This window comes from Mesorhizobium sp. P2_A8 (genome assembly GCF_056404935.1).
Genome location: NZ_JBFUDB010000009.1, coordinates 259,907 through 286,636, shown reverse-complemented (window position 1 = coordinate 286,636; position 26,730 = coordinate 259,907). Strand labels below are relative to the sequence as shown.

Sequence of the window (26,730 nt, the reverse complement as noted above, 5' to 3'; positions counted from 1 at the left end):
GACCGTGCCTCAACCGCCCTTGACGGCGCCGGCGGTCAGTCCCGCGACGATCTGCCTTTGTGCGAACATGGTCAGGACCAGCACCGGTAACGTGACCACAAGTGCTGCGGCGGCGAGCGGCCCCCAGCTCACCTGCTCGTAGGAGAGCATGTTGTAGACCGCGACCGGCAGCGTGCGCGTCTCACGGCTGGCGAGCACTACGCCGAAGACGAAATTGTTCCATGAGAAGATGACAGACAGGATGAAGGCGACGACGATGCCCGGCTTGGCGATGGGCAACGCGACCAGCCGGAACACCTGCCAGGAGCTGGCGCCATCGATGTTGGCCGCCTCTTCCAGTTCCATCGGCGTGGTCTCGAAATAGCCGATCATCACCCAGACCACGATTGGCACGGTCACCACCAGATGGATGATGATCTGCGGCCATAGGGTGCCGAGAATCCCGACCCATTGGAACAGCAGGAACAGCGGGATGAGATAGGAAAGCCCGGGTGTCATGCGGGCGATCATGATGACGACCGCCGACCGTTCGGCCTTGAGCCGTGCGATGCCATAGCCGGCCGGCACACCGATCAGCAGCGCCAGCAGCGTCGCCGTGCCCGTCACCAGAACCGAATTCCAGAGATAGAGCAGGAAATTGTTCTCCTCGAACACCTTTGCATAGTTCGACCAGGCGAGGTGTTCGGGGATCAGGATCGGCGGATAGGCGCCGTTGTCGATCTCGAATTTCAGCGACAGCGAAATCATCCAGAGGAAGAACAGGATCGCCGGCGAGACAAAGACCAGAGCCGCGAAAAACAGCCCGATCTGGTTGAGCAGCCGTGAACTCATCTATTTCCCCTCCACGCCGATCCACTGGGAGCGCTGGCGCAACATCAGCAGGATGAAGGACAGGGCGACAATGACGATGAAGAAAATCACGGCCATGGCCGAGCCATAGCCGATGTCGTAGTAGGAGAAGGCGGTGTTGTAGAGGTAGATGTTGATCGTCTCCGAGGCCGTGCCTGGGCCGCCCTGGGTCATGGCGTAGATAATGTCGAAGCTCTTCAGCGCATCGATGGTGCGGATAATGACCGCGATCATCAGGAACGGCGCGATCATCGGCAGAGTGAGGTAGCGGAATTGCTGCCAGGCATTGGCGCCGTCGATTTCGGCGCTCTCGAACGGCTCGCGCGGCACGGATGCCAGGCCGCCCAGCACGATCAGCATCACCAGCGGCGTCCACTGCCATGTCTCGACCGCAACCAGCGAAGGGATGACCGTGTTGGCGTTGAAGATCCATTCCTGCGGCGGGATGCCGACCAGCGACAGAAGGTAGTTGAGGACGCCGAGCTGGGGATGGAACATCATCGTCCAGACCAGCGCCACGGCGACGGGCGTTGCCATCATTGGCATCACGAAGACGCCTCGCAAGAGGCCGCGCAGCGGGAATCTGGCGTCGAAGATCAGGGCGGCGACAGTGCCGAGGATCATCGGCGCGGCAACCGAGAGGAAGGTGTAGGTCAAGGTATGGAAGAGCGATTCCCAGAAGCGTTGATCGACAGCCAGCCGCAGATAGTTCTCCATCCCGGCAAAGCTTCGCGACTGGCCGAGCGTCCAGCGGTTGACGCTCATCCACAGCGTGAAGGCCCAGGGAAAGACGATCACGGCGCCGACGACGATGAGCGCCGGAATGACGAAGGGCCAATAGTTGGGAGCCAGCCGGATCGCCTGGCTCCCTTCGATGGCTTGCGTCGTCACCCCGGTGCGTTCTGGGGTGGTGGCGGACATCAGCCTTGCTCGCTCCTGTCGAGGACCGGCTGGAATTGTTCGGTGGCTTTCTTCAGCTCTTGTGCCGGATCAGCACCGGCGATCAGGTTGGTCAGCGCGACACCATAGATGTCGCGGAACTCGGTGACCGGGATGATGACCGGCAGCGACAGTCGGCTGACATTGCCGGAGCCGACCACCGCATCGAGCCAGCTCGCCGGCATGGTGACGCCTTCGCGCACCTTTGGATCTTCAAGCACCGATTTGCGGAACGGTACGCCGGCGCCTGCCTGCAGCAAGCGTGCGCCCATGGCCGGCGACACGGCCCACTGACAGAACAGATAGGCGGCCTCCTTCTTCTCGCTGGCGGCCGTCACGCCGATGCCGTCGCCAAAGGTGCCTGCGGCATGCGCCTTGGGGCCCTTGGGCATGACGCCGTAGCCGACCTTGCCGACCACCCGCGACTTTTCCGGATTTTCCATCGGCGGGGCAAAACCCACGCCGTCGAACCACATGCCGATCTTGCCTTGCAGGAAGGCGGACTGCGCTTCAGCCCAGTTGAAGCCGGTGACGCCTGGAGGCGCGGACTTGGTCATCAGCCGCTGGTAGAGGCCGGCGGCCTCGATCGCCTCGGGCGATTCCGTACGCAGCTTCCCCTGGCCGTCGAGTGGCGTCATGTCGTAGCCGAGCATGAGTGACGTCCACACCGGCGTGTTGGCGTTCTTGATGCCGCGGGCGACGAAACCGTAGGTGTTGGTCGAGGGGTCCGTCAGCGCTTCGGCGGCGGCCACCAACTGCTCGAACGTTTCGGGATATTTCAGACCCTTGGCCTCGAACAGCTCCTTGTTCCAGTAGAGGATCCAGTAATCGACCGAAAAAGGCAGCGAGCGCAGCACGCCCTTGCCGTCCTTGGCGAACAGCATGCCGGCATCGGCGAAATCGCTTTCGACCAGTCCCGGATCGGTCAGCGTGGGGTCGGCGAGATAGCCGGCGATGTCGGCCAGCCAGCCGCCTTTTTCGAACTGCCGCTTCTGCACGTGGTAGCTCAGATGCACGACGTCGAAGCTCGGCTTGCCGGAGCTCAGCTCGATCACCGTCTTCTGGCGCTGCTGCTGTTCGGGCGTTGCCTCTGCATTGACCTTGATCCCAGTCAGCTCCTCGAACTCGGCGAGATATTTTATAAGGGTGTCGCTGCGCGGACTTTTGACCAGATTGACGTCGAGTGTCGTACCGGCAAAACGTTTCCAGTCGACACCGGCGGCAAAGCCCGGGCGAACGCCTGCAAGTCCGGCGGCGGCAAGTGCCGCAGTTCCCTGGAGGAGTTGCCTCCTGGTTGGGTTGAACAGATTGGACGACATTTCTTCCTCCCGGTTGCTGTCGTTGTGGATTGCGCCGCGACCGCGGCGCGGCTCATGCTTCCTCAGATTTGCAGCGCCAGCCGGCGCGCCTTGTCGATATGCAGGCTGATCGCCTCGACCGCTTTCTGCGGCTCGCGGCTCTCCATGGCTTCGATGACCGCGAGGTGCTCGCGCATGACCGGCACGACGCGCCCGTCGATGCGGAAGCGCTCCTGATGGATCAGCCGGATCTTCACCGAGTTGACCAGATAGGCCTTGGCGATGATCTCGTTGCCCAGCGCATCGATGAAGGTGTCGTGCATCGCCCAGTCGATGTTCTGGGCCCTGGCTTCCATTTCGGGCGTCGGCGCCTGCGACAGAGCTTGCGCCAGCATCTCCTCATGCTCGCGCCGCAGGCGAGCAAGTTCGTCATCGGAAGCGCTGGCGGTGAACAGCGCCACCGCTTCGCGCTCCATGAACAGGCGGAACTGAAAAGCCTCGCGGATCAGGCTGATGTCGATATGGGCGATCTGCATGCCGCGCTGCGGGATCGTCGTCAGAAGTCCTTCGGCCTCGAGACGCGGCACGATTTCGCGAATGGCACCGAGCGGCAATCCGGTGAAGGCAACCAGTTCGCGTTGCGACACGAACTGGCCCGGCAGCAGGTCGCGGGCCAGCAAATGCCGCGTGAAGCTGGCATAGGCTTTTTCCCTAAGGGTGGTCGGTTCGCTGCCGTCTTCCATTTCAGCGCGCTTCCTTTGCCAGTCAGGCCGCTTCCGTCGCAAACAGCCTGTCATAGGCGACCGCAAGCTGCTGTTGCCCCTGCGAAGTGATCGGCTCCAGCGGCGGACGGACCGCCAGCCAGCGCTCGTCGCCGGTCTTGCGCGCCACCATGACCTTCACCGCCGGCGTGACCGGATATTTGAGCAATTCGAGCACGAAGGCTTCGACGCGGGCATCGTCGCGTCCATCGGCCATGGCGCGAACCTCGCCCGTTGCGAAATTGGCCATGCCGGAGATTGCGCCTTGAGCACCAATTCGCACCGCTCGTGCCAGATGCCGCTCGTCACCGATCAGGATCACCAGATCACGATGAGCCCCGAGCAGTGCCGCGCTGTAGTCCCAGTCTCCACCGGAATCCTTGACACCGGCGACCACGTCCGGAAAGGCCGTGCGCAACCGGCCGATCAGGCCAAGCGAGAGCTGCACCATCGTGACCGAGGGAATGTTGTAGAGGAGCACGCCACGGGCGAGGGGACCAAGCGCGGCAAAGACAGCGGAAAACCAACCGAAAAGACCATCTTCACCGACATTCTTGAAGTAGCTCGGCGGCGCGAGGAGAATGTTGCGGGCGCCGTGTTGCAAGGCATGCCGGGCCTGGTCGGCGGCGTCTTCGGCTGCATCGACCAGCACACCGGCAACAAGCTGATGCGGCAGAATCCCGGCGGCCAGCATGGCTTCGGTCACCGCCCGCCGCTCCACGGCACCCACCGAAGCGCCTTCGCCGGTGGTGCCGAAAAGCGTCACGCTACCGCATCCCTCGGCCAGACAGCTCCGGGCCTGGGCGACCATGGGGGAGATGGCGATCAGCCCGGAGGCATCAAAAGGCGTGGTGAGGGCGGCTGAAAGGCCAAAGCGTGATGTCACCGGCAAGTCTCCGACAAGAAGTTCGCAGGCAATGATATCTCACTAACATGTCAGTTGTAAATCAGGTTGGCCAAATTTCTTTGCGATGAGGCGCTCGCACACGGCCCCCTAGCCGGAACTGCCTTTTCGAGCCCGCAGGAGCTTGCAGCCCGGCCCAAGAGACGAGCGCGCAATGTTGATTGGCGATGCGATTGTCGAGGCGGGCGGCCGCAAGAACCTCAGAATCCCGTCCATCGCGATAGTGGTGAGTAGGTGATGAGTGCGAATCCCGTCGCGCTCACCATCGTTTCACAATCAGCGCAGGTATTCGTCGAGATCTCGTGGCTAGGCCCTGGAAAGCAGACCGACTTTGCGCGACGCGTGCTCTCGGGCGCTTTCCGACATGAGCTGCCGGGCCACCGGCTGCACATTTTCCCTGTAGGTGATGCATCTGTCGTAAAGTTTGTTCGCGACGCGCTCTTTGCCGATTCGCTCCCACTCCGGCGTCCAGGGCGCATCCCAGTCAAAGTGCTGCGAGATGAGACGTTCCCTGTCGAAGCACTGCGGATCCCGATCCAAAATCTGACGGGCTTCATCCGCCAATGGCGTGTAGGCTTTGACGGCAGCCATCTTTCTGGCGCGAGCAGCCGGATCCAGTTGAATTTCTACCTCGACAACCCCCGACACATCGGGAACCGCGGCGGAGCAAAGCTGCTTGCGCCCGGGCTTTGTGCCTTGCAGCAGCCTGTTGAGAGCATTGCCGAATGCGTATGCCAGATCGTGCATCGGATTGTAGCCATCGACCGCATCCGAGACGACTTGCACGGCCTGCATATCAGACACGTCGTCACTGATTCTCGTCAGCACGTCGGCAAAGATGCCACTATCCCCAGTCAACAGCGCTTTATACCAGGCAGCGTCGGGAATATCGCCGAACACCGCCCCCGCGGTTGCGCCAGCAGCTTCCACCACGTCGCGGGAATATTGGGTTCGGGCAGTGTGGCGACCGCCTGAGCCATCCGTCAAAAGGTAGATTCGGGGTTTCTTGAGCTCAAGCCAGTGATTAATCCTGAGCTCATGCCCTGGATGTGCAAGGATCAGCACATGCTGCAACTTTTCGGACAAGCAACGGCTCCAATCCAGGTTTTCGGCATACATTCGCGTTTTAGATCGTATCTAAGGCGACCAGGCGTCAAAGGCTTCCCTAACATTTGGGACAGGCGCCGGTAATTTTTGCACAAACTTGTCTGGTCGATGTCTTCAAACTAAGAACGCTGCCTAGCACCTGTTATCCTCGCCGCCAATGCGGAGATTGTGAAACAGGCAGGAGGCGGCATTTGCGGGTTCTCATCACCAATCTGTTCGTGTCGCAGAACAGCGGCACCGAAGCCGTTGTCGAATTGCTGGCCGACGGGCTTCGCGGCGCTGGTCATCAAACCATGGTGCTGGCTCCAACGCTTGGCGATATGGCCGACAGAATGCGCCGCCGCGGACACCATGTGGTCGACCGGATTGCGGAGATCGTCGAAAAGCCCGACATCATCCACGGTCAGCATTTGACGCCTTGCCTGACGGCGCTGGCGCGGTTTCCCGATGTGCCAGCCGTGTTTTCCTGCCACAGCGCATTCTTCGAGGTCGAAGCTCCCATGCTTCATCCGCAGATACGCCGCTGGATCGCGGTCGACGAAGCGTGCAAGGCCAAATGCCTGTCACGCGGTGTACCGGCGGACAAGCTGGACCTCATCTACAACGCGGTCGACCTTGACCGTTTCAAGCCCCGCCTGCCGCTGCCTTCCCGACCGGCCAGAGGGCTGCTGCTGACCAAGAATTTCGACCACCAGCAGGCCGTGCGTGAAGCCTGCTCGAAAAGCAACGTTCACCTGGATGAGTTGGGGCCGGCTACAGGACGCTTTTCCCATCAACTCGACAAGGATTTGCTCGAATACGACATCGTGTTTGCAACAGCCCGTATGGCCATTGAAGCCGCCGCCGTCGGGTGCTCGGTCGTCGTCTGCGACGCGCGTGGCTTCGCCGGCTTGCTGGATACGGCAAACATGGAGGCATGGCGGCAAATGAACCTTGGGGTTGGTCTTCTGACCAAGCCCGTCACCGTCGAGAATCTGATGGAAGCGATCTCGCGGTTCGACGCCGACGACGCCGCGAAGGTTTCGGCCTATTTTCGTGAAGTGGCTGATATCCCGCACTTCGTTCAAGAGCATCTCAGGGTCTACAACGGGGCCATTGCGGCCGATACGGACACGACCGCAGACGAACGGTCACTGGCCACAGCGTGCTGGATCGAGGAAATCGGCGTGTCGCTTCCGTCGCGCAGATGGGCCGCCATCGTGAAGGAGATGCACGGATGGCAGACTTCGCCAGACCAGGCTGCGCTTGTGGAATTGCTTCGATCAAACACAAAAACGCTGGAGAGCAATGCCGCATCGTTGATGGAGCTTGGCGAGCAGGTCAAAGCCATTGGACCCGAAATTGCAAAAACTGGTCCGATCCTTTCGCTCGACAGGGTAGCCCATGACAGTCAGGCCAGATTGCATCGGCTTGAAGAGCAGCTATCCGGCCTTTCAAACTCTGTCGTCGATAGCTCCGCTTCGCTTAACCGCGCGGCCCACGATAGCCAGGCCGCATTGCATCGAATTGACGAGGAGCTTTCGAGCCTTTCAAATTTCGTCAACGAGAGCAAACGACTCTACAACGGCATGATCCCGCTGTTCATGAGAAGAATGTTTCTTCGGGCTCGCGGGCGAGGCTGAAGGTGTCCGACGACGTACGCGGCTACTCAATTTGCACATCGCCGAGATCTGGCAGCAACTTCCTGGGCCTGCATCTCAGTGGCACCGGTGTGCTCGGACACCCGCTTGAGTATTTCAATTGGCGGGCGCGCCGATTTTTCGACGATCCCAACTTTCCTGAAGATGTGGCCGGGCAGGTCGAGAAAATCCTGACAGTCGGCGCCACGCCCAACCATATATACGGCCTGAAAATATTCGCTCACCAGCATGATTGGATTTCAAGCGAAATAGGCTGGTTCGATGCTCTTCCGTATCTTCGGTTCATTTTTCTTTCCAGGCGGGACCTTCTCGGTCAGGCAATATCCTGGGCGAGAGCCCTCCAGACCGGTCAGTACCGGTCGACGCAACCGGTGAGCCAAGAGGCGGTTTTCGATGCCGAGTTGATTCAGCGGCAACTTGATGCGCTGGTCCGGGAAACGGCGCGTTGGGAGATGTTCTTTGCCCGGACCGGGATTAGCCCTCTCAGGCTCGACTACGAGACGGTGGCGGCGAATCCACGGGATGCCGTCCGCCAAGTCGCCGACATGATGGGTGTGACGCTCCCGCGCAGCCCAGACTCCATCAGCATCGCGATCCAGCAACAGCGCGACTCAATCAGTCTCGAATGGGCCGATCGTTTCAGGCGTGAGCGCGGCAATCCAAATATGCTGGACCTGGTGTAGAGCCGCCTGCATGCGGCGGTGACGTGTCGAATGGATCAGGGATCGACGCGGTCTCTCAGGAACCTTCGAACACCAGCGAAACATGACCGCCGGCATGGCGCTCGAGCCGGCCGGCGAGGTCGAGTTCCAGCAACACCATGAAGACCTGGGCCGGATGCAGGCCGGTGTGGCGGATGATCTCGTCGACCGACACTGGCGTCGGGCCAAGCGCCTCGATGACGCGGGCGCGGTCGTTTTCGCCTGGTGGCGGTGTGGCCGAGAAATCGGGCGGGTCTTGAAACGGCGGCACATCGGGCGCTCGCAAACCGGTCAGTGGCGCAATGGCGTTGGAAATGTCGGCCGCTTCCGTCACCAGCGTGGCGCCGTCCTTGAGCAGGCCGTTGGTGCCGGCGGCGCGCGGATCGAGCGGGGAGCCGGGCACGGCGAAGACCAGCCGGCCCATCTCCCCGGCAAGCCTGGCGCTGATCAGCGAACCCGATCGTTGCGCTGCTTCGACCACCACCAGCCCAAGGGCCGCGCCCGCGACAAGGCGGTTGCGGCGCGGAAAGTCCTGGGCGCGCGGCTGCCAGCCGAACGGCATTTCCGAAATGACGGCGCCGCGCTCGGCAATCTCCTCGCACAGGCCGGCATTTTCGGGCGGGTAGGGCAGGTCGAGGCCGCCGGCCAGCACACCGATCGTGCCGGTCAAGAGACTGCCCTGATGCGCCGCCGTGTCGATGCCGCGCGCCAGCCCCGAGACGATGCCATAGCCGTCGCGGCCAAGATCCGCCGCCAGCATGCGCGCCATCTTGATACCGGCCAGCGATGCGTTGCGCGCGCCGACAATGGCTACCCCCGGCAGCCGGAACACGGCGGCATTGCCCTTGACCGCCAACAGTGGCGGCGGATTGTCCATGCTGTGTAACAGCGGCGGATAGTCGGGTTCGCCGATGCCGACAAAGCGCGCGCCAGCCTTTCGGGCCGTCTCCAATTCGGCCTCGATTTCGGCAACGGAAGGGATGCGGGCAATGCGATTGGCGCCGCCCGAAATCATCAATTCCGGAAGTATCTCCAGCGCCACCTCGGCCGAACCGAAGCGATTGATCAGGTCGCGGAAGGAGGCGGGGCCGACATTTTGGGTGCGGATCAGCCGCAGCCAGCTCAGCCGCTGCCGGTCGCTGAGGCGCGGCCCGGCGGCCGGTTCGCTCACCCTGGTTGCGCGATCGCTCACCCCTTGGCTCCGATCTTGCCCTCGATGCCGGCAAGCAGGCGCGAAATGTTTTCACGATGCTTGATGAAGACAATGATGCTCATCACCACGAACAGGGCGGCAATCTGCGGTGTGCTCAGGACGTAGAGGGCGACCGGCACGATGACAGCCGCTGTCAGTGCTGCCAGCGAGGAATAACGGAATAGGAATGCCATCACCAGCCAGACGACGGCGAAGATCAGCGCCACCTGCCAAGCCAGGCCGATCAGCACGCCGAGATAGGTGGCGACACCCTTGCCGCCCTTGAACCCCAGCCATGCCGGAAAGAGATGGCCGAGAAAGGCGCCAAGACCGGCCCAGATCGCCATTTCGGATGCGAAATGCCCGGCAATCAACACGGCGGCTGTACCCTTGAGCGCATCGAGCAGCAGCGTCGCAGCGGCAAGGCCCTTGTTGCCAGTGCGCAGAACATTGGTAGCGCCGATATTGCCCGAGCCGATCTTGCGCACATCGCCGAGGCCGGCGGCGCGCGTCAGCAGCAGCCCGAACGGAATCGAGCCCAGGAAATAGCCGAACACCAGCGCTGGGATGAGGCTGTAAGTCATTGTTTCCCCCCGCGTTTCCCCCAGACAGGCCAGATCAGGCGCGGTGCGCGATCACCGTCTTAGATTGAGAACACTGTGCGGCCCGCCACCAGCGTTTGCAAGACCTTGCCCTGCAGTCGCGCGCCTTCGAAACAGGTGTTTTTCGAGCGCGAACGAATGCCGCTTTCGGCGACGATCCAGGGTTCGTCCAGATCGACCAGCGCAAGATCGGCCATCGCGCCTGGCTTCAGCGTGCCGCCGGGCAGGCCGAACAGTCTTGCCGGCGCAGTAGACAAGGTTTCGATCAGCCTGAGCAACGGCACGTCGCCATTGTGGTAGAGCCGCAAAGCTGCGCCCAGGAGGGTTTCGAGCCCGATGGCGCCGGCCGCCGCGTCGGCAAAGGGCAGGCGCTTGGTGTCGACATCCTGCGGATCATGCGAGGAGACGATGATATCGATCGTACCGTCCCTGACCGCCTCGATCATCGCCAGCCGGTCTTCCTCGGCGCGCAACGGCGGCGTCAAACGGAAGAAGGTGCGGTATTCGCCGACATCGTTTTCATTGAGCGACAGATTGTGGATCGCCACGCCTGATGTCACCGTCGCGCCGTCGGCTTTGGCGCGGGTCACGGCGTTTGCCGCCATCGCCGTCGAGATCTTGGCCGCATGATAGGAACCGCGTGTCAGCCGCGCCAGTGCAAGGTCGCGCTCCAGCGGGATGGATTCGGCTTCACGCGGAATGCCGGAGAGGCCGAGCCAGCTGGCGTATAGGCCTTCGTTCATGACGCCGGACGAACCGAGGTCGGCGTCCTGCGTTTCATGCACGATGGTGGAGCCGAAGTCGCGCGCATAGGTCAGCGCGCGGCGCATCACCAGCGCGCTTGATATGGTGTGACGGCCATCGGTGAAGGCAACGGCGCCAGCCTCGCGCAGCAGGCCGAACTCGGTCATCTCGCGCCCCTCGAGGCCCTTGGTGATCGCCGCCGCCGGAAAAACGTTGACGCTTGCCGTGTCCTTGGCGGTACGCAGCACGAACTCGACCAGCGCCACGTTGTCGATCACCGGGTCGGTGTCGGGCATCATGACGATGGAGGTGACGCCGCCGGCCGCCGCCGCGACACTGGCCGAAGCGATGGTTTCGCGATGCTCGCCGCCCGGCTCGCCGATGAAGACGCGGCCATCGATCAGGCCTGGAATGATCGCCCTGCCGACGCAGTCGATGACGGTCGCGCCCTCGGGCGCGCCCTGGTTCAGCGCCGCCTTGCCGGCGGCAACGATCTTGCGGCCGTCGACGATGACGGAGCCGACTTCGTCGATGCCGCGCGAGGGGTCGACGATGCGAGCACGCTCGAAGACGGTCGTGCTCATGCGCCGCGGCCCTCATGGTTGCGGCGCGGGTCGAGTAGCGCTTCCATCACCGCCATGCGCACGGCGACGCCCATCTCGACCTGTTCCTGGATGACGCTTTGCGGACCATCGGCGATTTCCGAGGCGATCTCGACGCCGCGGTTCATCGGGCCGGGATGCATCACCAGCGCGTCGTCCTTGGCCGCCTTCAGTTTTTCGGCATCGAGGCCGAAATAGCGGAAATATTCGCGGACCGAAGGCACGAACGCGCCTTCCATGCGCTCACGCTGCAGGCGCAGCATCATCACCACATCGGCGCCCTTGAGGCCTTCAGCCATCGAGCGGGTGACAATGACACCCATCTTCTCGATCCCCGACGGCAGCAATGTCGACGGGGCGACGACCCGCACCTGCGCGCCGAGCGCGTTGAGCAGCATGATGTTGGAGCGTGCCACGCGCGAGTGCAGGATGTCGCCGCAGATCGCCACGATCAGCTTCGACAGCGGGCCCTTGGCGCGGCGGATGGTCAGAGCGTCGAGCAGCGCCTGTGTCGGGTGCTCATGCGCGCCGTCGCCGGCATTGACTACCGAGCAGCCGACTTTCTGGGCAAGAAGTGCCGCCGCGCCCGCCGACTGGTGGCGGATGATCAGGATATCGGGCCGCATGGCGTTCAGCGTCATCGCCGTGTCGATGAGCGTTTCGCCCTTCTTCACCGAGGAGCTTGCCACCGACATGTTCATGACATCGGCGCCGAGCCGCTTTCCGGCCAGCTCGAACGACGACTGCGTCCGCGTCGAGGCTTCATAGAAGAGGTTGATCTGGGTGCGGCCCCGCAGCGTCGAGGTTTTCTTCTCGGACTGCCGCGAGATCGCGACCGCCTGATCCGCCCGGTCGAGCAACAGCTCGATGTCGGCGGGGGAAAGGTCGCGGATGCCCAGAAGATGGCGGTGAGGATAGAGTGGCAGGGACGAAGCGTCGGTCATCTCAAGGCGCTGCTATAGGGTGGAGAATTTGCGGCTGCAAGCGCCAGCTTTGCATTGGAGCCGTTCTCCCCGGTATTTTCATCGCGCGCGTTGCATGGCTTGGGCTATAAACCGCCGATGGCGTCGGATTCGTGGCTTTCTGACGACAAGGGCCTTTCTACCGATAAAGGATTGGGCGTGACCGACGACGTGACGAACCAGCCGCCGCCGCTCGCAGGCGGCAACGCCTGGCGGGGCGATCCGTTGCTGATCCAGCTTGCCGAGCGTTTTTCCGATCCGGTGCGCAAGGATCTCGACGGGCTCGGCCGTTTCGTCCTGACGCAGGAGGCGCAGGAACTGGCCCGTCTCGCCAATGTCGAGACGCCGAAGCTCAGGACGCATGATCGGCAGGGACGGCGCATCGATGTGGTCGAGTTCCATCCCGCCTATCACGCCTTGATGCGCCGCTCGGTGGCCAACGGGCTGCATTCCTCGGTGTGGGAAAACGGCGACGCCGAGATCGGCCGCCGCCATCAGGTCCGCTCTGCCAGGTTCTATCTGACGGCTGAGCTCGAGACCGGGCATCTGTGCCCGATCACCATGACCAACGCTTCGCTCGCCGCCTTGATGGCCAGCCCAAAGCTGTTTCGCGAATGGGCGCCGCGCGTGACGACGCGCAAATACGACCAGAGCCAGAAGCCACCGGTCGAGAAGGCCGGGCTTACGCTCGGCATGGGCATGACCGAGAAGCAGGGCGGCACGGATGTGCGCGCCAATGTGACAAGGGCGGAACGCGCCGGCAGCGGGTTCTATCGCCTGACCGGGCACAAATGGTTCATGTCGGCACCGATGTCGGATGCGTTCCTGGTGCTCGCACAGGCGCCGGAGGGGCTGTCCTGCTTCCTCGTGCCGCGTGTTCTCGGCGACGGCTCGGGCAACGGCTTCCGCTTTCAGCGGCTGAAAGACAAGCTCGGCAACCGTTCCAACGCGTCCTCCGAGGTGGAATTCGTCAACGCCATCGGCGAGATGGTCGGCGAACCGGGTGCCGGCGTGAAGACGATCATGGACATGGTCACCTTGACCCGGCTCGACTGTGCGGTGGCGTCGTCGGCGATCATGCGCGCCGGTCTCGCCGAGGCCGTTCATCACGCCCGCCATCGACAGGTGTTCGGCACCAATCTGATCGAGCAGCCGCTGATGCAGCGTGTGCTGGCCGACATGGCGCTCGATGTCGCCGCCGCCACCGCGCTGTCGTTCCGACTGGCGCGGTCGTTCGACGAGGCGGCGAGCGATCGCGGCGAGGCGGCATTCGCCCGCGCCATGACCCCGGTCGTCAAGTACTGGGTCTGCAAGATCGCGCCGCCGTTGCTTTACGAGGCGATGGAGTGCCTCGGCGGCAACGGCTATGTCGAAGAGGCGCCGCTCGCCCGCTACTATCGAGAGGCCCCGGTCAACGCGATCTGGGAAGGGTCGGGCAATGTCATGGCCCTCGACGTGCTGCGCGTGCTTGGCCGCGCGCCTGGTTTGTTCGAGGACGTGCTGGCCGGCATCGACCGCGACCTCGGCGCTGGCGGACGCGGCACGATCGGCGTGCTGAAGGCGGCGATGCAGGTTGCTGCAACCGATGAAGGCTCGGCCCGGCTGCTTACCGAACAGCTGGCACTGTCGGCGGCTGCGGCGGAACTGCGCCGACTGGGGGCAGGGCGGATCGCCGACGCCTTCGTCGAGACGCGATTGGCCGGCCAGTGGCGCAACACCTATGGCATGCTCGATTCGCGCCACGACGCGCGCATGATCATCGACACGCTCTATCCGCCCGTGAACTAAGCCGCGAGCGTTGCGCAAAAAACCGGCGCCATTGATCATTTTGGGGCGCCGGCGAGCCTCCTCATGCGCATCACCGATCGCCGTTAACCTTAACAAATGGTTTCCGTTGCGGTGACGGGCGGCAAAGCCCACTGTTCTGACGAGAGCAGGGAATGGTTCAAATTGGCCATTTCTATCTTGCGAAGCAGGAATGCCGATGCGACACGTACTGACCTCTTTTCTGGCCTTGCACTGGGCGATTGTTTTCGCCCTGCTTGCGCTCATCTGCATCGACGGAAACCGCGGTGTTGCGGCGGCGCTGGGCGTGTTGGGCGCCACCATCGAGGGCACTCGCTTCATCGACCTCGACAACGTCATCGTCGTGGCGCCGCTCGCCACCGCATTGCTGGTCGTCGCGGTGCTTTTCTTCTGGGCCTTTGTCGAAACCCTGATCAATGACGCAAGCAGCGAGGGCGCCGACAGCGTTGCCCGCATCGCTTTCATCTCCGCGTCCGGCGTGCTGTCGCTGATCGTCATCGGTGGCGCCGCGCAAGGCATCAACGGGCTGTTCATGGTTGTCGCCGTGCAACTGGCGGCACTTCTGGCGTCCTATGTCGCCATGCTTGCCGAGCGGCGGTCCGCGGTTGCGGCGGCTGCTCCGGGTGAGGGCGAGATCCACGCCGTCGCGCACGGCATGGCAAAGGCCGCGGCCCACAATTCGCTGCTTTCACTCATATCGGGCCGGACAGGCTCGAATCCCAAGGGAGGCCGCTGATGCGCTATATCTTCGCATTGTGGGCCGCCCCTATGGCGCTGTTCTGGGGTTGGTTCTACCTGTCGCTCAACGACATGAACTTCGGTTACGTCATGCTGAGCCGGCAGTTGCACGATTTCGTCTTTCAGCTGTATGGCCAGATGCTCGGTATCGATCCGGTGACGATCCCCGGCATGGTGGCAAAGGCCTGCGTCTTCGACGGCTTTCTGCTGATGGCGCTGTGGGCGTTTCGCCGGCGCCGCGAAATCGCCGGCTGGGTCAAGCAGCGCTCGGCGGGTCCGGTTCCGTTCGAGCGGATGCGTGGAATGACTGAAGCCGGTCCAAAACTCCCTGCAGAATAAACGCGGCTGCCGCCGAATCGATCTTGCCGGCGCGTTTGCGGCGCGAGAAATCCATCTCGATCAGCGTCCTTTCGGCCGCGACCGTCGATAGTCTTTCATCCCAGAGCACGAAGGGCAGGTCGCTGATCTGCGCCATGTTGCGGACAAAGGCGCGCGATTTCTGCGCGCGGGGCCCTTCCGAACCATCCATGTTGATCGGCAGTCCGATCACCACCGCGCCGGCGTTCTCCTTCTGCAGCAAGGCCAGCAGGATGGCGGCATCGAGCGAGAATTTCTTTCGCATGATGACCGGGCGCGGATGGGCGAAGGAAAACCTCTGGTCCGAGACCGCGACGCCGATCGTCTTGTCGCCGAGGTCAAGCCCTGCCAGCGTCTTGCCGCCGGCGAGCCGCGCCGGCAATTCCTCGATCGCGATAATGCTCAATGGCTGCCCTTTACCCTTCAACGCCTCGTGTTTTGCCAAACGCGCGACGGACACTGTAACCCTTTGATCTCAGGGCCATCGGCGTTCTATCCTTTGGCAAGGCAAAAATCGAGGAAAGCATTCATGAAATTGACCTGGTACGGCCACTCGGCCTTTCGCATCGAAACCGCCGATGCCAAGATCCTCATCGATCCCTATCTGATCGGCAATCCGTCCTGGACGGGTGGCTGGGAAGGGCCGGCCGAAGGAATCACGCATGTGCTGCTGACGCATGGCCACAGCGACCACATCAGCGGCGCGGTGGAAGTGCTCGGCAAAAGCGGCGCCCAGCTGGTCGCCAATTTCGAGGTCTGCATGTACCTGGTCGGCAAGGGCGTCAGCGACAAGAAGATCAATCCGGGCAACATCGGCGGCACCGTCGATTGCGGCGGCTTCACCACCACTTTCGTCCAGGCGCTCCACTCATCGTCGTTTCCGGGCGATGGCGGCCAGAACACCTATCTCGGTAATCCGGGCGGCCTCGTCCTGCATTTCCCGGAAGACCGGACGCTCTACCACATGGGCGATACCGACATCTTTTCCGACATGGCGCTGATCAACGAGTTGCATGAACCGAAGATCGGCATCGTGCCGATCGGCGACCGCTTCACCATGGGCGGAGCGGTGGCCGCGCTCGCCTGCCGCCGTTTCTTCAAGTTCGACACCGTGGTTCCCTGTCACTTCGGCACATTTCCGATGATCGATCCGACTGCTGAAAAATTCGAGGCCGGGCTGGAAGGATCGGATGTGAAGGTGGCATTGCCGAAGATCGGCGAGACGATTACCATTTAGAGGCGGCTAAAACGGAATGAAACCATGGCCTTGAGGCAATCTCTTTGCGTATCCATGTTGGTCGCGGCGTCGCCGGCACTCGCCGCGGATGATTTCATCGAAGGCGTCTACCTTCAGTCCGAAGAGCTTTGCACACAGGCCAGGAAGGCTACGCTGCAGACACTGATCGACGCCGGAAGCATCGTGCTTTCGGCGCACGGCCTGGAGGGGGTCGAATACAATTGCGAGTTTCTGCAGATCAGCAAGGCGACCGCGTCACCAAGCTGGGCGGTGACGGCCATCTGCCAGGAGCCGGGTTACGTCTTTCCCGACGTCCTTTCGGTGACGCAGGTGAGCGCGACGCAGCTTGATCTCGTTTCGGTCCGGCCGGCCGGTGACGAAAGCGAGGCGAGCGGCAACAGTGGCAGTTACTATCTCTGCGAGGGCGTTGCCCTGCCATAGACAGCATCTTGTCCGTGGACTGATCGCGGAGACCGGGCCGGCACCACGGCCTGGTCTCTCGCACGATGCATGTTGCGCACCGCGCGCGGCGCCGCTATAGCCCGAACTGGTTTTCCCCGAGGCAAAAACATGTCCGTTGACCTGCAGACAGTGAAGCGCGTCGCGCGTCTCGCCCGCATCGCGGTGAGCGAAGAAGATGCCGAACGCATGACCGGCGAACTTAACGCCATCCTCGGCTTCGTCGAACAGTTGAACGAGGTCGATGTTTCCGGCGTCGAGCCGATGACCTCGGTGACGCCGATGGAGATGAAGAAGCGCAGGGATGTCGTCAGCGACGGCAACAAGGCCGCCGACATCGTCGCCAACGCGCCGGCGACCGAAGAGAATTTCTTCCTCGTGCCGAAGGTCGTGGAGTAGCGCGCCGATGGCAATCGAGATCGCCATTGAAACGCCGCTGCAGGACGACGTGCGCGGACTGGTCAACGAACTCAACGAGACGTTGCTGGAACTGACGCCGCCGGAGCACTGCTACCACCTGACGGTTGAGCAGATGGCCGGTGAGGATACGACCGTTTTCATCGCCCGCGACAACGGCCTGGCCATCGGCTGCGGCGCGCTGAAGCGCCATGACGGCGCCATCGGCGAGGTCAAGCGCATGTACACGCGGCCTTCGCATCGCGGCCGCAAGATCGGCGCTGGGATTGTCGAGCGGGTCGAGGCGCTGGCGCGCAACGAGGGGCTGAAGCGTCTCGTACTGGAGACGGGCGATCGTCATCCCGCCGCGTGGACCGTCTACGAACGCGCCGGGTTTTCGCGCTGCGGCCCGGTGCTGGATTATCCCGATTCCGAGTGGTCGGTGTTTTACGAAAAGAGCCTTTGATGAGCGACCTGACCCAGCTGACGATTTCGCAGGCCCGCGCCAAGCTGCGCGGCAAGGAAATCACCGCGACCGAGATCACCGAGGCCTATCTCGCGGCCATCGATCGCGCCAATCCGGCGCTCAATGCCTATGTCGCAGTGACCGGCGACAAGGCGCGCGACATGGCCAAGGCCTGTGACGCCAGGCTCGTCAAGGGCGAGGGCGGTGCGCTGGAAGGCATTCCGCTCGGCATCAAGGACCTGTTCGGGACCGAAGGTGTCCATACCCAGGCCTGCAGCCATGTGCTCGACGGGTTCAAGCCGCGCTACGAATCGACCGTTACCACCAATCTGTGGGCCGACGGCGCGGTCATGCTGGGCAAGCTCAACATGGACGAATTCGCCATGGGCTCGTCCAACGAGACGTCTTACTACGGTCCGGTCATCAACCCATGGCGGCGCTCGCGTCTCGACACGGTGGTGATGCCGACAACACATCAGGGTGACGGCGGTTTCGTCTCGGCCGGCGGCACCAGGATCGCGCGCAGCCTCGACAATGCGCAGCTGGTGCCGGGCGGTTCTTCCGGCGGTTCGGCAACCGCCGTCTCGGCCTTCCTGTGCGCGGGTGCCACGGCTACCGACACTGGCGGCTCGATCCGCCAGCCGGCCGCCTTCACCGGCACCGTCGGCATCAAGCCGACCTACGGCCGCTGCTCGCGCTGGGGCATCGTCGCCTTCGCTTCGTCGCTCGACCAGGCCGGGCCGATCGCCCGCGACGTGCGCGATGCCGCGATCCTGTTGAAGTCGATGGCTTCGGTCGATCCGAAGGACACGACCTCGGTCGACCGGCCGGTGCCGGACTACGAGGCGGCGATCGGCAAGCCGATCAAGGGCATGAAGGTGGGTATTCCCAAGGAGTACCGCGTCGATGGCATGCCCGAAGAGATCGAGGCGCTGTGGCAGAAGGGCATTGCCTGGCTGAGGGACGCCGGCGCTGAGATCGTCGACATTTCTCTGCCGCACACCAAATACGCGCTGCCGGCCTATTATATCGTGGCGCCCGCCGAGGCTTCATCCAATCTCGCCCGCTACGATGGCGTCCGCTACGGGCTGCGCGTGCCGGGCAAGGACATCGTCGACATGTATGAGAAGACACGCGCCGCCGGTTTCGGCCGCGAGGTCAAGCGCCGCATCATGATCGGCACCTATGTGCTGTCGGCCGGCTATTACGACGCCTACTATCTGCAGGCGCAGAAGGTGCGCAATCTGATCAAGCGTGACTTCGAGAATGTCTTCGCCGCCGGTGTCGACGTCATCCTGACCCCGGCGACACCGTCCGCCGCCTTTGGCATCGCCGACGAGGACATGGCTGCCGATCCGGTCAAGATGTATCTGAACGACATCTTCACCGTCACGGTGAACATGGCCGGCCTGCCGGGCATCGCCGTGCCGGCGGGGCTCGACGCCAAGGGCCTGCCGCTTGGCCTGCAGCTGATTGGCCGGCCGTTCGACGAGGAAACGCTGTTCCAGACCGCTGCCGTCATCGAGCAGGCGGCTGGCACATTTCAGCCGGAAAAGTGGTGGTAACGAAGTCGCTCGTCCGACGGGGGTGAGCGATGTTCTTCTACCTTTCCAAGATCTTCTGGTTCTTCATCCAGCCGCTCAACCTGACGATCTTCCTGCTGCTGGCCGGACTGCTTGCCGCGATGATCGGCCGACGGCGGCTTGCCGCCACGGGCAGCGTGCTTGCGTTTTTGATTCTTGCGCTGTCGGCCTGGACGTCGCTCGGTGCCATGATGCTCAATCCACTGGAGGAGCGCTTTGCGCGTCCGCCGCTGCCGGAAAGGGTCGACGGCATCGTTGTGCTCGGCGGCGGATTCGAAGGTGCCATCAATCTGGTGCGCGGCGGCTATGAGCTGAACAGCGGCGGCGATCGGATGGTCGAGACCGCGATACTCGCCCGACGCTTTCCAACCGCCAAGGTGGTCGTCTCCGGCGGCACCGGCGAATTGTTCTTGGATGGCGAGGGCGACGCCGCCACGGCACCGCGATTGCTCACAGCGCTTGGTGTGACGGCCGATCGCCTGATCCTCGAAAACAAGTCACGCAACACTTATGAGAATGCCGTCTTCACCAAGGAGCTGGTAACACCGATGCCTGGCGAGACCTGGCTGCTGGTGACCTCGGCCTTCCATATGCCGCGCGCCAAGGCGCTGTTCGACAAGGCCGGATTTGCGACAATCCCCTGGCCGGTCGACTATCGCACCACGGGGCGGGAAGGCATCGGCCTGTTCCGCGACAATCCAGCCGATTCGCTGCAGGCCACCACCATGGCCATCCGTGAATGGATCGGGCTCTTGGCCTACTGGCTATCGGGCCGGATCGATCAGCCTTTTCCGGCGCCCGGCGGCTGACCGATTACCGCCTGTCTGGCGGCCGAGAAGAACTGGCGCCGCACCAGCACGGCGAGCAGCAACAGCGTCGACAGCACGAACACCATTGGATCGACGAACCAGCCGAGATAGCCGATCGAGAAGAACACGCCGCGCAGGCCGGAATTGAAATGCTTTCCCGCAAGCATGTTCATCTGCGCCGCACGCCAGACGGCCGTTTCGGTGACCGGGTTGCGCGAGGCTTCGCCGTGCGGGATCGGCACGGCGCCGATCAGGATCGTGCAATAGTTGAACAGCCGGTACGCCCAGCCGAATTTGAAGAACGAAAACGCCAGGATCAGCACCAGTCCGAACACCTTTATCTGAAAGGCAGCGCGCGACGGGGCGCCGCCCAGAGACAGGTCGCTGAGCACTTCAAGAACCCGGTCGGACGCGCCGAGCAAGGCAAAGCAGCCGCCGATCGCGATCAGCGAACTGGAGGCGAAAAAGGCGGTTCCCTGCTGCAACCCGCTCATGATGGCGGTGTCGACGATGCGGATCTCGCGCTCGGCCATGGTGCGCATCCAGGCTTGCCGCTGGGCATTCATCGCCGTCGTCAGCGATATGCGGCTAATGAGCTTGCCGTCGGAGGCAAGCGTGTGCAGCAGCCACACGACGAGGAAGAAAGCCAGCGCCGCGAGATCGGCTGTCGAAAGATCGAGGGAATCGCCCATAGCCTGAATTTATCACATTCAGTGTGATCGCTTCGATGCCCGGCAAAGAGCGATCGACAACCAATGTCGCTGCCGGAGCAAACAAGGTCGGCTGGCGCTGCGCCGCGATTGACAAAAGAGCGGAAACATCTGGGAATTCCTATAGTAGTCGTTCGAAGTGAACTCCAGGAGACAACGCCGCGTGTTCCTTTCCGTTTTCGACCTGTTCAAGATCGGCATAGGACCCTCGAGTTCGCACACGATGGGGCCGATGACCGCCGCAGCGCGGTTTCTCGACGAGGTCGCGGGAAATGACTGGCCGCGTCCGGCGGGCGTCAAGGTCGACCGCCTCGCCGCCAGCCTGCATGGCTCGCTCGCCTATACCGGCATCGGTCATGGCTCGGATCGTGCTGTCATACTCGGCCTTGCCGGCCTGACGCCGCAGACTGTCGATCCGGATCAGGCTGATGGCATTGCCAGCCGCATCACCGCGGAGAAGCGCATTTCACCGCCCGGCCATCCGTCCTATCGTTTCGACCCGGCCACCGATCTGGTGCTGGACCGCAAGACGCCGCTCACCGGCCACGCCAACGGCATGGCGTTCTACGCCTATGATGCCGGCGACCGCCTGTTGCTCAAGCGCATCTATTATTCCATCGGCGGCGGCTTCGTCGTTTCGGAAGAAGAGCTGCAGCGGATGAAGGCCAAGGGGTCGGTGACGACCGAAGGCAAGAAGGTGCCTTATCCCTTCAAGAACGCGGTCGAGATGCTGGCGATGGCCGGCAAAAGCGGCCTTTCCATCGCCGACATGAAGCGCGTCAACGAGGAAACGCAGATGTCGCGCGAGGAGCTCGACGCCGGACTCGACGGCATCTGGAGCGCCATGAAAGGCTGCATCGACCGCGGCCTGTCGCAGGATGGCATCATGCCGGGCGGACTGAAGGTGCGCCGGCGGGCACGCATGCTGCATGACAAGCTGCAGGAGCAGTGGCAGCAGAACAAGCCCAATCCCTTGCTCGCCAATGACTGGCTGTCGATTTACGCCATGGCCGTCAACGAGGAGAACGCCGCAGGCGGCCGCGTCGTCACCGCGCCGACCAATGGCGCTGCCGGCACATTGCCGTCGGTGCTGCGCTACTGGCTGCATTTCCATCCCGAGGCCGATCAGCCGAGCATCCGCGACTTCCTGCTGACAGCCGCGGCAGTCGGCGGCATCATCAAGACCAACGCCTCGATCTCCGGCGCCGAGGTTGGCTGCCAGGGTGAGGTCGGCTCCGCATCGGCGATGGCCGCGGCCGGCCTGTGCGCCGTCATGGGCGGCACACCCGAACAGGTCGAAAACGCCGCCGAGATCGCGCTCGAACACCATCTCGGCATGACCTGCGATCCGGTCGGCGGGCTGGTCCAGGTGCCTTGCATCGAGCGCAATGCGCTGGGCGCCGTCAAGGCGGTGACGGCTGCGTCACTGGCCATCAAGGGCGACGGCATCCATTTCGTGCCGCTCGACGCGGCGATCGAGACCATGCGCCAGACCGGCCTCGACATGAACGAAAAGTACAAGGAAACCAGCCTTGGCGGGCTTGCCGTCAATGTCGTGGAGTGCTGAGAGCCCGTTTGGAACCGCTCCGGCGGGCCATCTGATGGCGTTTTGGCACTGTGGAGAAGTCGATCAGGCCGTTGACGCATCCGCGCGCGGGGCTAAACCTTAGGCGATGTCTCTCAATCTCATAAAACTCTGCGTCGGCTGCGACAGCGTCGAGGACCTAGAGGAGTGGATCGCTTTCCGCCTCGACGAGCGGCGGCGTGCCGGTGAGCCGGTCGAGCAATATCACACCACCCGCATGGTGCCGACGCGCGCCTCTGAAATCACTGATGGCGGTTCGCTCTACTGGGTGGTCAAGGGCAACGTGCAGTGCCGCCAGTTGATCACAGAAATTCGCCCCTTCACCGACGACGAAGGCATCGGCCGCTGCCACTTGATCCTCGATCCGGAAGTCGTGCGCACCGATTGGCAGCCGCGCCGCGCCTTTCAGGGCTGGCGCTATCTGAAACCGTCAGACGCGCCGGTTGACCTTGGCAAGGGCAAGGCAGGGTTGATCGAGATGCCGCCGAAGCTGCGGCGCGAGCTTGCCGATCTCGGCCTGCTCTGATCCCGTGTCCTCTGGCCCTCAATGTTGCCTCAGGCAGGGCTTGCAAGCGATGGAACAACGCCACATCTTGTTTTCATGAGCGACAAGAAGCAGCCCGTGCCCGCAAGGGTTAACCCTGCGCCGGTCAAACCTCAATCCAATGCCGGCGAGATCGAAGCGTTTCTTCGACAAGCAAGGACGCTGGCTGCGTCGGCGACGGGTTCGGGCAGGCTGATCCTTTCGCTCGACGCGACGATGAGCCGCCAGCCGACCTGGGATCTGGCTTGCGAGCTGCAGGGCCAGATGTTCGATGCCGTCGGCAAGGCCGGAACCCTCAGCGTCCAATTGGTCTATTTTCGCGGCCTGGGCGAGTGCCGTTCGTCCGCTTTCGTGACCGATACCAATGCCTTGAAACAGCTGATGACGCGAATCGAATGCCGTAGCGGCCACACCCAGATCGGCAAGGTGCTGGCGCATGCGCTGAAACAGACGGCCACGGCCAAGGTCAATGCGCTGGTCTATATCGGCGATGCGATGGAAGAGAACATCGACGATCTGGCCGAAAAGGCCGGCAGCCTCGGCCTGCATGGCGTTCCCGTCTTCGTCTTCCAGGAAGGTCATGATTCCGGCGCAGAAAAGGCGTTTAAGGAAATCGCGCGGTTGTCCAAAGGGGCTTGGTTCCGATTTGATCGGCAGGCTGCCGCGACCCTGGCAGGACTGCTTTCGGCGGTTGCGGTGTTTGCAACCGGCGGGCTTAAGGCGCTCGAGGCCAGGGGCAGGCCGGAAGACCGGCTGATGATCGAGCATCTGCGGGGCGGCGGGAACTGATGGGCGCAATTATCCTATTCGTTGCATTGCTTCTGGTGCTTCTCGGTGCGGTGACCATCTTTCTGCGCGCCGATCCGGGAAAACTGGCAAACGGGATGCGGACGCTCGGACCGGTTCTTCTGGCGCTGGTCGGCCTCGCCGTGCTTGTCGTCGGGCGGGAAGGCATCGCCGGCATCATCCTGGCCGCGGCACTTACCTGGTATGGTTCAGTGCGGACGAAGCGGCCGACGGCGGGACTCGCGCCGGGCAAGCGGTCGACGGTACGGACCGCGGCATTGGAAATGGAGCTTGATCACGATACCGGCGGCCTAGAAGGGCTTGTGCTGGCCGGTCGCCATGAAGGCAAGATGCTCGGCGCGATGGGCATGGCCGAGCTGCAGCAGCTTTATCGCGAACTCTCCGGCGATCCGGAGAGCCGGCAACTGCTAGAGACGTATCTTGACGGCAGATTTCCCGTCTGGCGCAAAAACACTGAGACGAACGGTGGCGAAGGGCTGGGTGTTGCGCCAGGTTCGGGCGCCATGACTAAGGAGGAGGCCTACAAGGTCCTTGGTCTTGAAGCGGGGGCCGCCGCGGCGGATGTCCGCAAGGCGCACCGCCGCCTGATGCAGCGCCTGCACCCCGATATCGGCGGCACGTCTTTCCTGGCGGCGCGGATCAATGAAGCCAAGGACGTCTTGCTCTCCAATCACAATTAGTTCTCCTTCGACGCAGAATTTTTCCGGGAGATCACTTCCACGCCGTCCTACTGCTGGACGGCGTAGCACTCGATGTTTTTCTTCTTCAAAGCGGTACAGGCCTTCCAGGCGGCAGTCTTCGAACCAAAGCCACCGAAGCGGGCGCGGTAGTAGGTGACGCCGTCCTTGTCGAAGGCGACGGTGAAGCCGGATGCGTCGGCCAGCACCTTGGGTGCCTGTTTGGTGGTCTTGTCGAGGAAGGCCTGGGCTTCGGACTGCTTTGGCGACGAGGCGACCTGGATAGCCCAGCCCGACGGCACCGACGCGGTGTTGACAGGGTCGACGGTTGGCGTCGGCGTCGGCTCAGCATAGGCCGCCACGACCTGGGCCGTGGCCACCTGAGGCGCCGATACGATGACGGTCTTGACCTTCCTTGTCTTGACGACGGGGGCAGCCTCCTCGCTCTGCGCGGTGCTGTCTTCCGCGACAGTAGCGTCTTCGGCAACGGTGGCAACGTCCTGGGTCGCATCATCCTGTGCCACTAGCGGCTTGTCGTCCGGCGTCGGCGCGTCGTGCTTGGGCAGGAGCACCTTTGCAAGGGCGGTGATCGGGTTGTTGCCGCCGGCCTTGGCGACCAGTTCACCACCGCCGCGGGTCGATGCGCGCGGCATATAAGTGTTGATCAACGCAGCCATCTGGTTGTCGCGGCTGCCGCCGGAGCTGCCGCCCATGACCACGCCGACGATGCGGCGATTGCCGTCGGAAACCGACGAGACGAGATTGAAGCCGGAGGCACGGGTGTAGCCGGTCTTGATGCCGTCGACGCCCTTGATGCGTCCCAGCAGACGGTTGTGGCCGTTGATGCGCTGACGGCCGTAGAGAAAGGACCGCTGCGAGAAATAACCATAATACTGGGGAAAATGCTCCCGCAGCGCGATGCCGAGCGTCGCCATGTCGCGAGCGGTGGTGAACTGGCCGGGGTCGGGCAGGCCATTGGCGTTTCGGAACACGGTGCCGTTCATGCCCAGCGCCCGCGCCTTGGCCGTCATCATGCGGGCGAAATTGGTTTCATTGCCGCCGAGGAATTCACCGAGCGCGGTAGCCGAGTCGTTCGCCGACTTGGTGACCATCGACAGGATGGCGGTATCGACCGTGACCGAACCGCCTGCCTTCACGCCGAGTTTCGTCGGCGGCTCGGCTGCGGCATGGGCCGAAAACACAACTTGCGAGTTCCGGCTGATCTTGCCCTTCGCCAACGCCTCGAAGGTCAGGTAAAGCGTCATCATTTTGGTCAGGGAAGCCGGATAGCGCCTGCCGTTGGCATCCGCGGAGTACAGCACCTTGCCAGTCTTGGCGTCCACAACTATGGCCGCCTGCCTCGCCGCCAGGGATGAAGCGACGTCACCGCAGACGAATGTCAACGCCAAGGCGAAGATCATCATCTTTTTGAGAGGGGATGTGGATTTGGATACGATGCCCAACAACGCCTTACGCACTGGTACTTCCCTTGGATTCTTCGTTGCGTTGGAGGCGGCGAAGGGTCCTGCCTCACTTCCAGCCAAGCTACCGGGGCAGCGTTACCAATCCGTTTATGGTAACCGCCGCGTTCACCATTTTCTTCGGGCTTGAAGCTCTCTTTATTCGATTTTTATCCATTGGCTGGGCAGGCGGGCTCCGCACGCCGTCGAAATATTGACTTTTGTGCGGCGCACAATATATTAGAGTGCATTGCACAAGGGCGCCCCGAAGAAGGACGCTTCAACCCAAGGGAATGCGTGACATGACCCAGACCTATGAGGACTTCAGCAAATACGGCAAAGAGTTTGCCGATACCGGATTGAAGAGCTTCGCTTCGCTCTCCAAGGGCGCCCAGGCGATCGCCACCGAGGCTGGCGAATACACCAAGAAAAGCTTCGAAGCCGGCAGCGCCGCCGTCGAAAAAATCTTTACTGCCAAGTCGCTGGAAAAGGCGATCGAGATCCAGTCCGATTATGCCAAGCAATCCTATGAGGCGTTCGTCGCCGAGGCCACCAAGATTGGCGACCTCTATGCCGAACTGGCCAAGGAAGCCTACAAGCCGTTCGAATCGATCGTTGCCAAGGCGAAGTAATTTCGCCCGGGCGACCTAAATTCGCCTGACGTGATCCAGATCCGGCCCTTTGGGCCCGGGACAAAGCCCGGCCGCGGAAGCGTGGCCGGGTTTTTTCATGTCAATTTCCGCTCCAGGGCCTCGCGCCCCTTCACGATTGCGAAAATCGGACAAGTTTGGTCAC

At 62.7% G+C, this 26,730-nt stretch carries 30 protein-coding genes; 17 read left to right on the top strand and 13 right to left on the bottom strand.

Going from position 1 to position 26,730, the window contains the following annotated elements:
• Window positions 1–9 precede the first annotated feature (9 nt).
• The 6 genes from AC1D10_RS26540 to AC1D10_RS26515 form a co-directional block, all read right to left on the bottom strand.
• Window positions 10–831, bottom strand: a complete 822-nt coding sequence (locus AC1D10_RS26540) for a carbohydrate ABC transporter permease (protein ID WP_056587473.1) — start codon at window positions 829–831, stop codon at window positions 10–12.
• Window positions 832–1,770, bottom strand: a complete 939-nt coding sequence (locus tag AC1D10_RS26535) for a carbohydrate ABC transporter permease (protein ID WP_477277138.1) — start codon at window positions 1,768–1,770, stop codon at window positions 832–834.
• A complete protein-coding gene (locus tag AC1D10_RS26530) occupies window positions 1,770–3,107 on the bottom strand; it encodes an ABC transporter substrate-binding protein (RefSeq protein WP_477277137.1) in 1,338 nt (445 codons plus the stop codon). The genes AC1D10_RS26535 and AC1D10_RS26530 overlap by 1 nt, the downstream gene beginning before the upstream one ends.
• A gap of 62 nt (window positions 3,108–3,169) precedes the next feature.
• Window positions 3,170–3,829, bottom strand: coding sequence for a GntR family transcriptional regulator (locus AC1D10_RS26525; protein ID WP_379104346.1), 660 nt, complete (start codon window positions 3,827–3,829; stop codon window positions 3,170–3,172).
• Between the two features lie 22 nt (window positions 3,830–3,851).
• Window positions 3,852–4,733: a dihydrodipicolinate synthase family protein gene (locus tag AC1D10_RS26520; RefSeq protein WP_477277135.1), complete on the bottom strand. Its 882-nt coding sequence runs from the start codon at window positions 4,731–4,733 to the stop codon at window positions 3,852–3,854.
• A gap of 324 nt (window positions 4,734–5,057) precedes the next feature.
• Complete coding sequence (locus tag AC1D10_RS26515; protein WP_477277133.1) at window positions 5,058–5,837, bottom strand: hypothetical protein; 780 nt, start codon at window positions 5,835–5,837, stop codon at window positions 5,058–5,060.
• 212 nt (window positions 5,838–6,049) lie between these two features.
• On the opposite strand from AC1D10_RS26515, the gene AC1D10_RS26510 reads away from it, so the two are divergent.
• Both AC1D10_RS26510 and AC1D10_RS26505 read left to right on the top strand, forming a co-directional pair.
• Window positions 6,050–7,480 (top strand): glycosyltransferase, encoded by a 1,431-nt coding sequence (locus AC1D10_RS26510; RefSeq protein ID WP_477277131.1) that lies wholly within the window; start codon window positions 6,050–6,052, stop codon window positions 7,478–7,480.
• A gap of 2 nt (window positions 7,481–7,482) precedes the next feature.
• Window positions 7,483–8,181 (top strand): Stf0 family sulfotransferase, encoded by a 699-nt coding sequence (locus AC1D10_RS26505; protein ID WP_477277129.1) that lies wholly within the window; start codon window positions 7,483–7,485, stop codon window positions 8,179–8,181.
• Between the two features lie 55 nt (window positions 8,182–8,236).
• On the opposite strand, the gene dprA is transcribed toward AC1D10_RS26505, so the two are convergent.
• The 4 genes from dprA to AC1D10_RS26485 are packed head-to-tail and all read right to left on the bottom strand — an operon-like array spanning window position 8,237 to window position 12,283.
• Entirely contained in the window at window positions 8,237–9,370 is a 1,134-nt protein-coding gene (gene dprA / locus AC1D10_RS26500; protein WP_477277388.1) for a DNA-processing protein DprA, read from the bottom strand.
• Between the two features lie 17 nt (window positions 9,371–9,387).
• Window positions 9,388–9,975, bottom strand: a complete 588-nt coding sequence (gene plsY / locus AC1D10_RS26495; protein WP_477277127.1) for a glycerol-3-phosphate 1-O-acyltransferase PlsY — start codon at window positions 9,973–9,975, stop codon at window positions 9,388–9,390.
• A 59-nt stretch (window positions 9,976–10,034) separates the two neighbouring features.
• Window positions 10,035–11,321: a dihydroorotase gene (locus tag AC1D10_RS26490; protein WP_477277125.1), complete on the bottom strand. Its 1,287-nt coding sequence runs from the start codon at window positions 11,319–11,321 to the stop codon at window positions 10,035–10,037.
• Complete coding sequence (locus AC1D10_RS26485; protein WP_477277123.1) at window positions 11,318–12,283, bottom strand: aspartate carbamoyltransferase catalytic subunit; 966 nt, start codon at window positions 12,281–12,283, stop codon at window positions 11,318–11,320. The genes AC1D10_RS26490 and AC1D10_RS26485 overlap by 4 nt, the downstream gene beginning before the upstream one ends.
• Before the next feature lie 177 nt (window positions 12,284–12,460).
• Here AC1D10_RS26485 and AC1D10_RS26480 point away from each other — a divergent pair, with 177 nt between their 5' ends.
• From AC1D10_RS26480 to AC1D10_RS26470, 3 genes are all read left to right on the top strand, one after another.
• Window positions 12,461–14,089 (top strand): DNA alkylation response protein, encoded by a 1,629-nt coding sequence (locus AC1D10_RS26480; RefSeq protein WP_477277121.1) that lies wholly within the window; start codon window positions 12,461–12,463, stop codon window positions 14,087–14,089.
• Window positions 14,090–14,285: 196 nt separating this feature from the next.
• Window positions 14,286–14,843 (top strand): hypothetical protein, encoded by a 558-nt coding sequence (locus AC1D10_RS26475; protein WP_477277119.1) that lies wholly within the window; start codon window positions 14,286–14,288, stop codon window positions 14,841–14,843.
• Complete coding sequence (locus tag AC1D10_RS26470; protein ID WP_477277117.1) at window positions 14,843–15,184, top strand: DUF6105 family protein; 342 nt, start codon at window positions 14,843–14,845, stop codon at window positions 15,182–15,184. Before AC1D10_RS26475 ends, AC1D10_RS26470 begins: the two co-directional genes overlap by 1 nt.
• Here the strand turns inward: AC1D10_RS26470 and ruvX are convergent.
• Complete coding sequence (gene ruvX, locus AC1D10_RS26465) at window positions 15,102–15,608, bottom strand: Holliday junction resolvase RuvX (protein WP_477277115.1); 507 nt, start codon at window positions 15,606–15,608, stop codon at window positions 15,102–15,104. The genes AC1D10_RS26470 and ruvX overlap by 83 nt on opposite strands.
• 123 nt (window positions 15,609–15,731) lie before the next feature.
• On the opposite strand from ruvX, the gene AC1D10_RS26460 reads away from it, so the two are divergent.
• From AC1D10_RS26460 to AC1D10_RS26435, 6 genes are all read left to right on the top strand, one after another.
• Window positions 15,732–16,439 carry a metal-dependent hydrolase gene (locus tag AC1D10_RS26460; protein WP_477277113.1) on the top strand — a complete coding sequence of 236 codons (708 nt, stop codon included), beginning with the start codon at window positions 15,732–15,734 and terminating at the stop codon, window positions 16,437–16,439.
• Between the two features lie 24 nt (window positions 16,440–16,463).
• Window positions 16,464–16,880 (top strand): hypothetical protein, encoded by a 417-nt coding sequence (locus AC1D10_RS26455; RefSeq protein ID WP_477277111.1) that lies wholly within the window; start codon window positions 16,464–16,466, stop codon window positions 16,878–16,880.
• 129 nt (window positions 16,881–17,009) lie between these two features.
• On the top strand, window positions 17,010–17,297 hold the full coding sequence (gene gatC, locus AC1D10_RS26450; RefSeq protein ID WP_477277109.1) for an Asp-tRNA(Asn)/Glu-tRNA(Gln) amidotransferase subunit GatC: 288 nt from the start codon (window positions 17,010–17,012) through the stop codon (window positions 17,295–17,297).
• Window positions 17,298–17,304: 7 nt separating this feature from the next.
• Window positions 17,305–17,760 (top strand): GNAT family N-acetyltransferase, encoded by a 456-nt coding sequence (locus AC1D10_RS26445; RefSeq protein WP_477277107.1) that lies wholly within the window; start codon window positions 17,305–17,307, stop codon window positions 17,758–17,760.
• On the top strand, window positions 17,760–19,325 hold the full coding sequence (locus AC1D10_RS26440; RefSeq protein WP_477277105.1) for an amidase: 1,566 nt from the start codon (window positions 17,760–17,762) through the stop codon (window positions 19,323–19,325). Before AC1D10_RS26445 ends, AC1D10_RS26440 begins: the two co-directional genes overlap by 1 nt.
• Before the next feature lie 29 nt (window positions 19,326–19,354).
• Complete coding sequence (locus tag AC1D10_RS26435) at window positions 19,355–20,152, top strand: YdcF family protein (protein WP_477277103.1); 798 nt, start codon at window positions 19,355–19,357, stop codon at window positions 20,150–20,152.
• On the opposite strand, the gene AC1D10_RS26430 is transcribed toward AC1D10_RS26435, so the two are convergent.
• Window positions 20,125–20,844: a DUF599 domain-containing protein gene (locus tag AC1D10_RS26430; RefSeq protein WP_477277101.1), complete on the bottom strand. Its 720-nt coding sequence runs from the start codon at window positions 20,842–20,844 to the stop codon at window positions 20,125–20,127. The genes AC1D10_RS26435 and AC1D10_RS26430 overlap by 28 nt on opposite strands.
• A 181-nt stretch (window positions 20,845–21,025) precedes the next feature.
• On the opposite strand from AC1D10_RS26430, the gene AC1D10_RS26425 reads away from it, so the two are divergent.
• From AC1D10_RS26425 to AC1D10_RS26410, 4 genes are all read left to right on the top strand, one after another.
• Window positions 21,026–22,429 carry an L-serine ammonia-lyase gene (locus tag AC1D10_RS26425; protein ID WP_477277099.1) on the top strand — a complete coding sequence of 468 codons (1,404 nt, stop codon included), beginning with the start codon at window positions 21,026–21,028 and terminating at the stop codon, window positions 22,427–22,429.
• A 106-nt stretch (window positions 22,430–22,535) separates the two neighbouring features.
• Window positions 22,536–22,973, top strand: coding sequence for a DUF1489 family protein (locus AC1D10_RS26420; RefSeq protein ID WP_477277097.1), 438 nt, complete (start codon window positions 22,536–22,538; stop codon window positions 22,971–22,973).
• A gap of 75 nt (window positions 22,974–23,048) precedes the next feature.
• Window positions 23,049–23,780 carry a vWA domain-containing protein gene (locus tag AC1D10_RS26415; RefSeq protein WP_379104567.1) on the top strand — a complete coding sequence of 244 codons (732 nt, stop codon included), beginning with the start codon at window positions 23,049–23,051 and terminating at the stop codon, window positions 23,778–23,780.
• Window positions 23,780–24,478 (top strand): DnaJ domain-containing protein, encoded by a 699-nt coding sequence (locus AC1D10_RS26410; RefSeq protein ID WP_477277094.1) that lies wholly within the window; start codon window positions 23,780–23,782, stop codon window positions 24,476–24,478. Before AC1D10_RS26415 ends, AC1D10_RS26410 begins: the two co-directional genes overlap by 1 nt.
• A gap of 47 nt (window positions 24,479–24,525) precedes the next feature.
• Here AC1D10_RS26410 and AC1D10_RS26405 read toward each other — a convergent pair whose 3' ends face one another.
• A complete protein-coding gene (locus AC1D10_RS26405; RefSeq protein WP_477277092.1) occupies window positions 24,526–25,896 on the bottom strand; it encodes an SPOR domain-containing protein in 1,371 nt (456 codons plus the stop codon).
• On the opposite strand from AC1D10_RS26405, the gene AC1D10_RS26400 reads away from it, so the two are divergent.
• Window positions 25,823–26,086: a hypothetical protein gene (locus AC1D10_RS26400; protein ID WP_477277400.1), complete on the top strand. Its 264-nt coding sequence runs from the start codon at window positions 25,823–25,825 to the stop codon at window positions 26,084–26,086. The two genes, AC1D10_RS26405 and AC1D10_RS26400, sit on opposite strands and share 74 nt — an antisense overlap.
• Before the next feature lie 151 nt (window positions 26,087–26,237).
• Window positions 26,238–26,567: a phasin family protein gene (locus tag AC1D10_RS26395; RefSeq protein ID WP_379104393.1), complete on the top strand. Its 330-nt coding sequence runs from the start codon at window positions 26,238–26,240 to the stop codon at window positions 26,565–26,567.
• Window positions 26,568–26,730 lie beyond the last annotated feature (163 nt).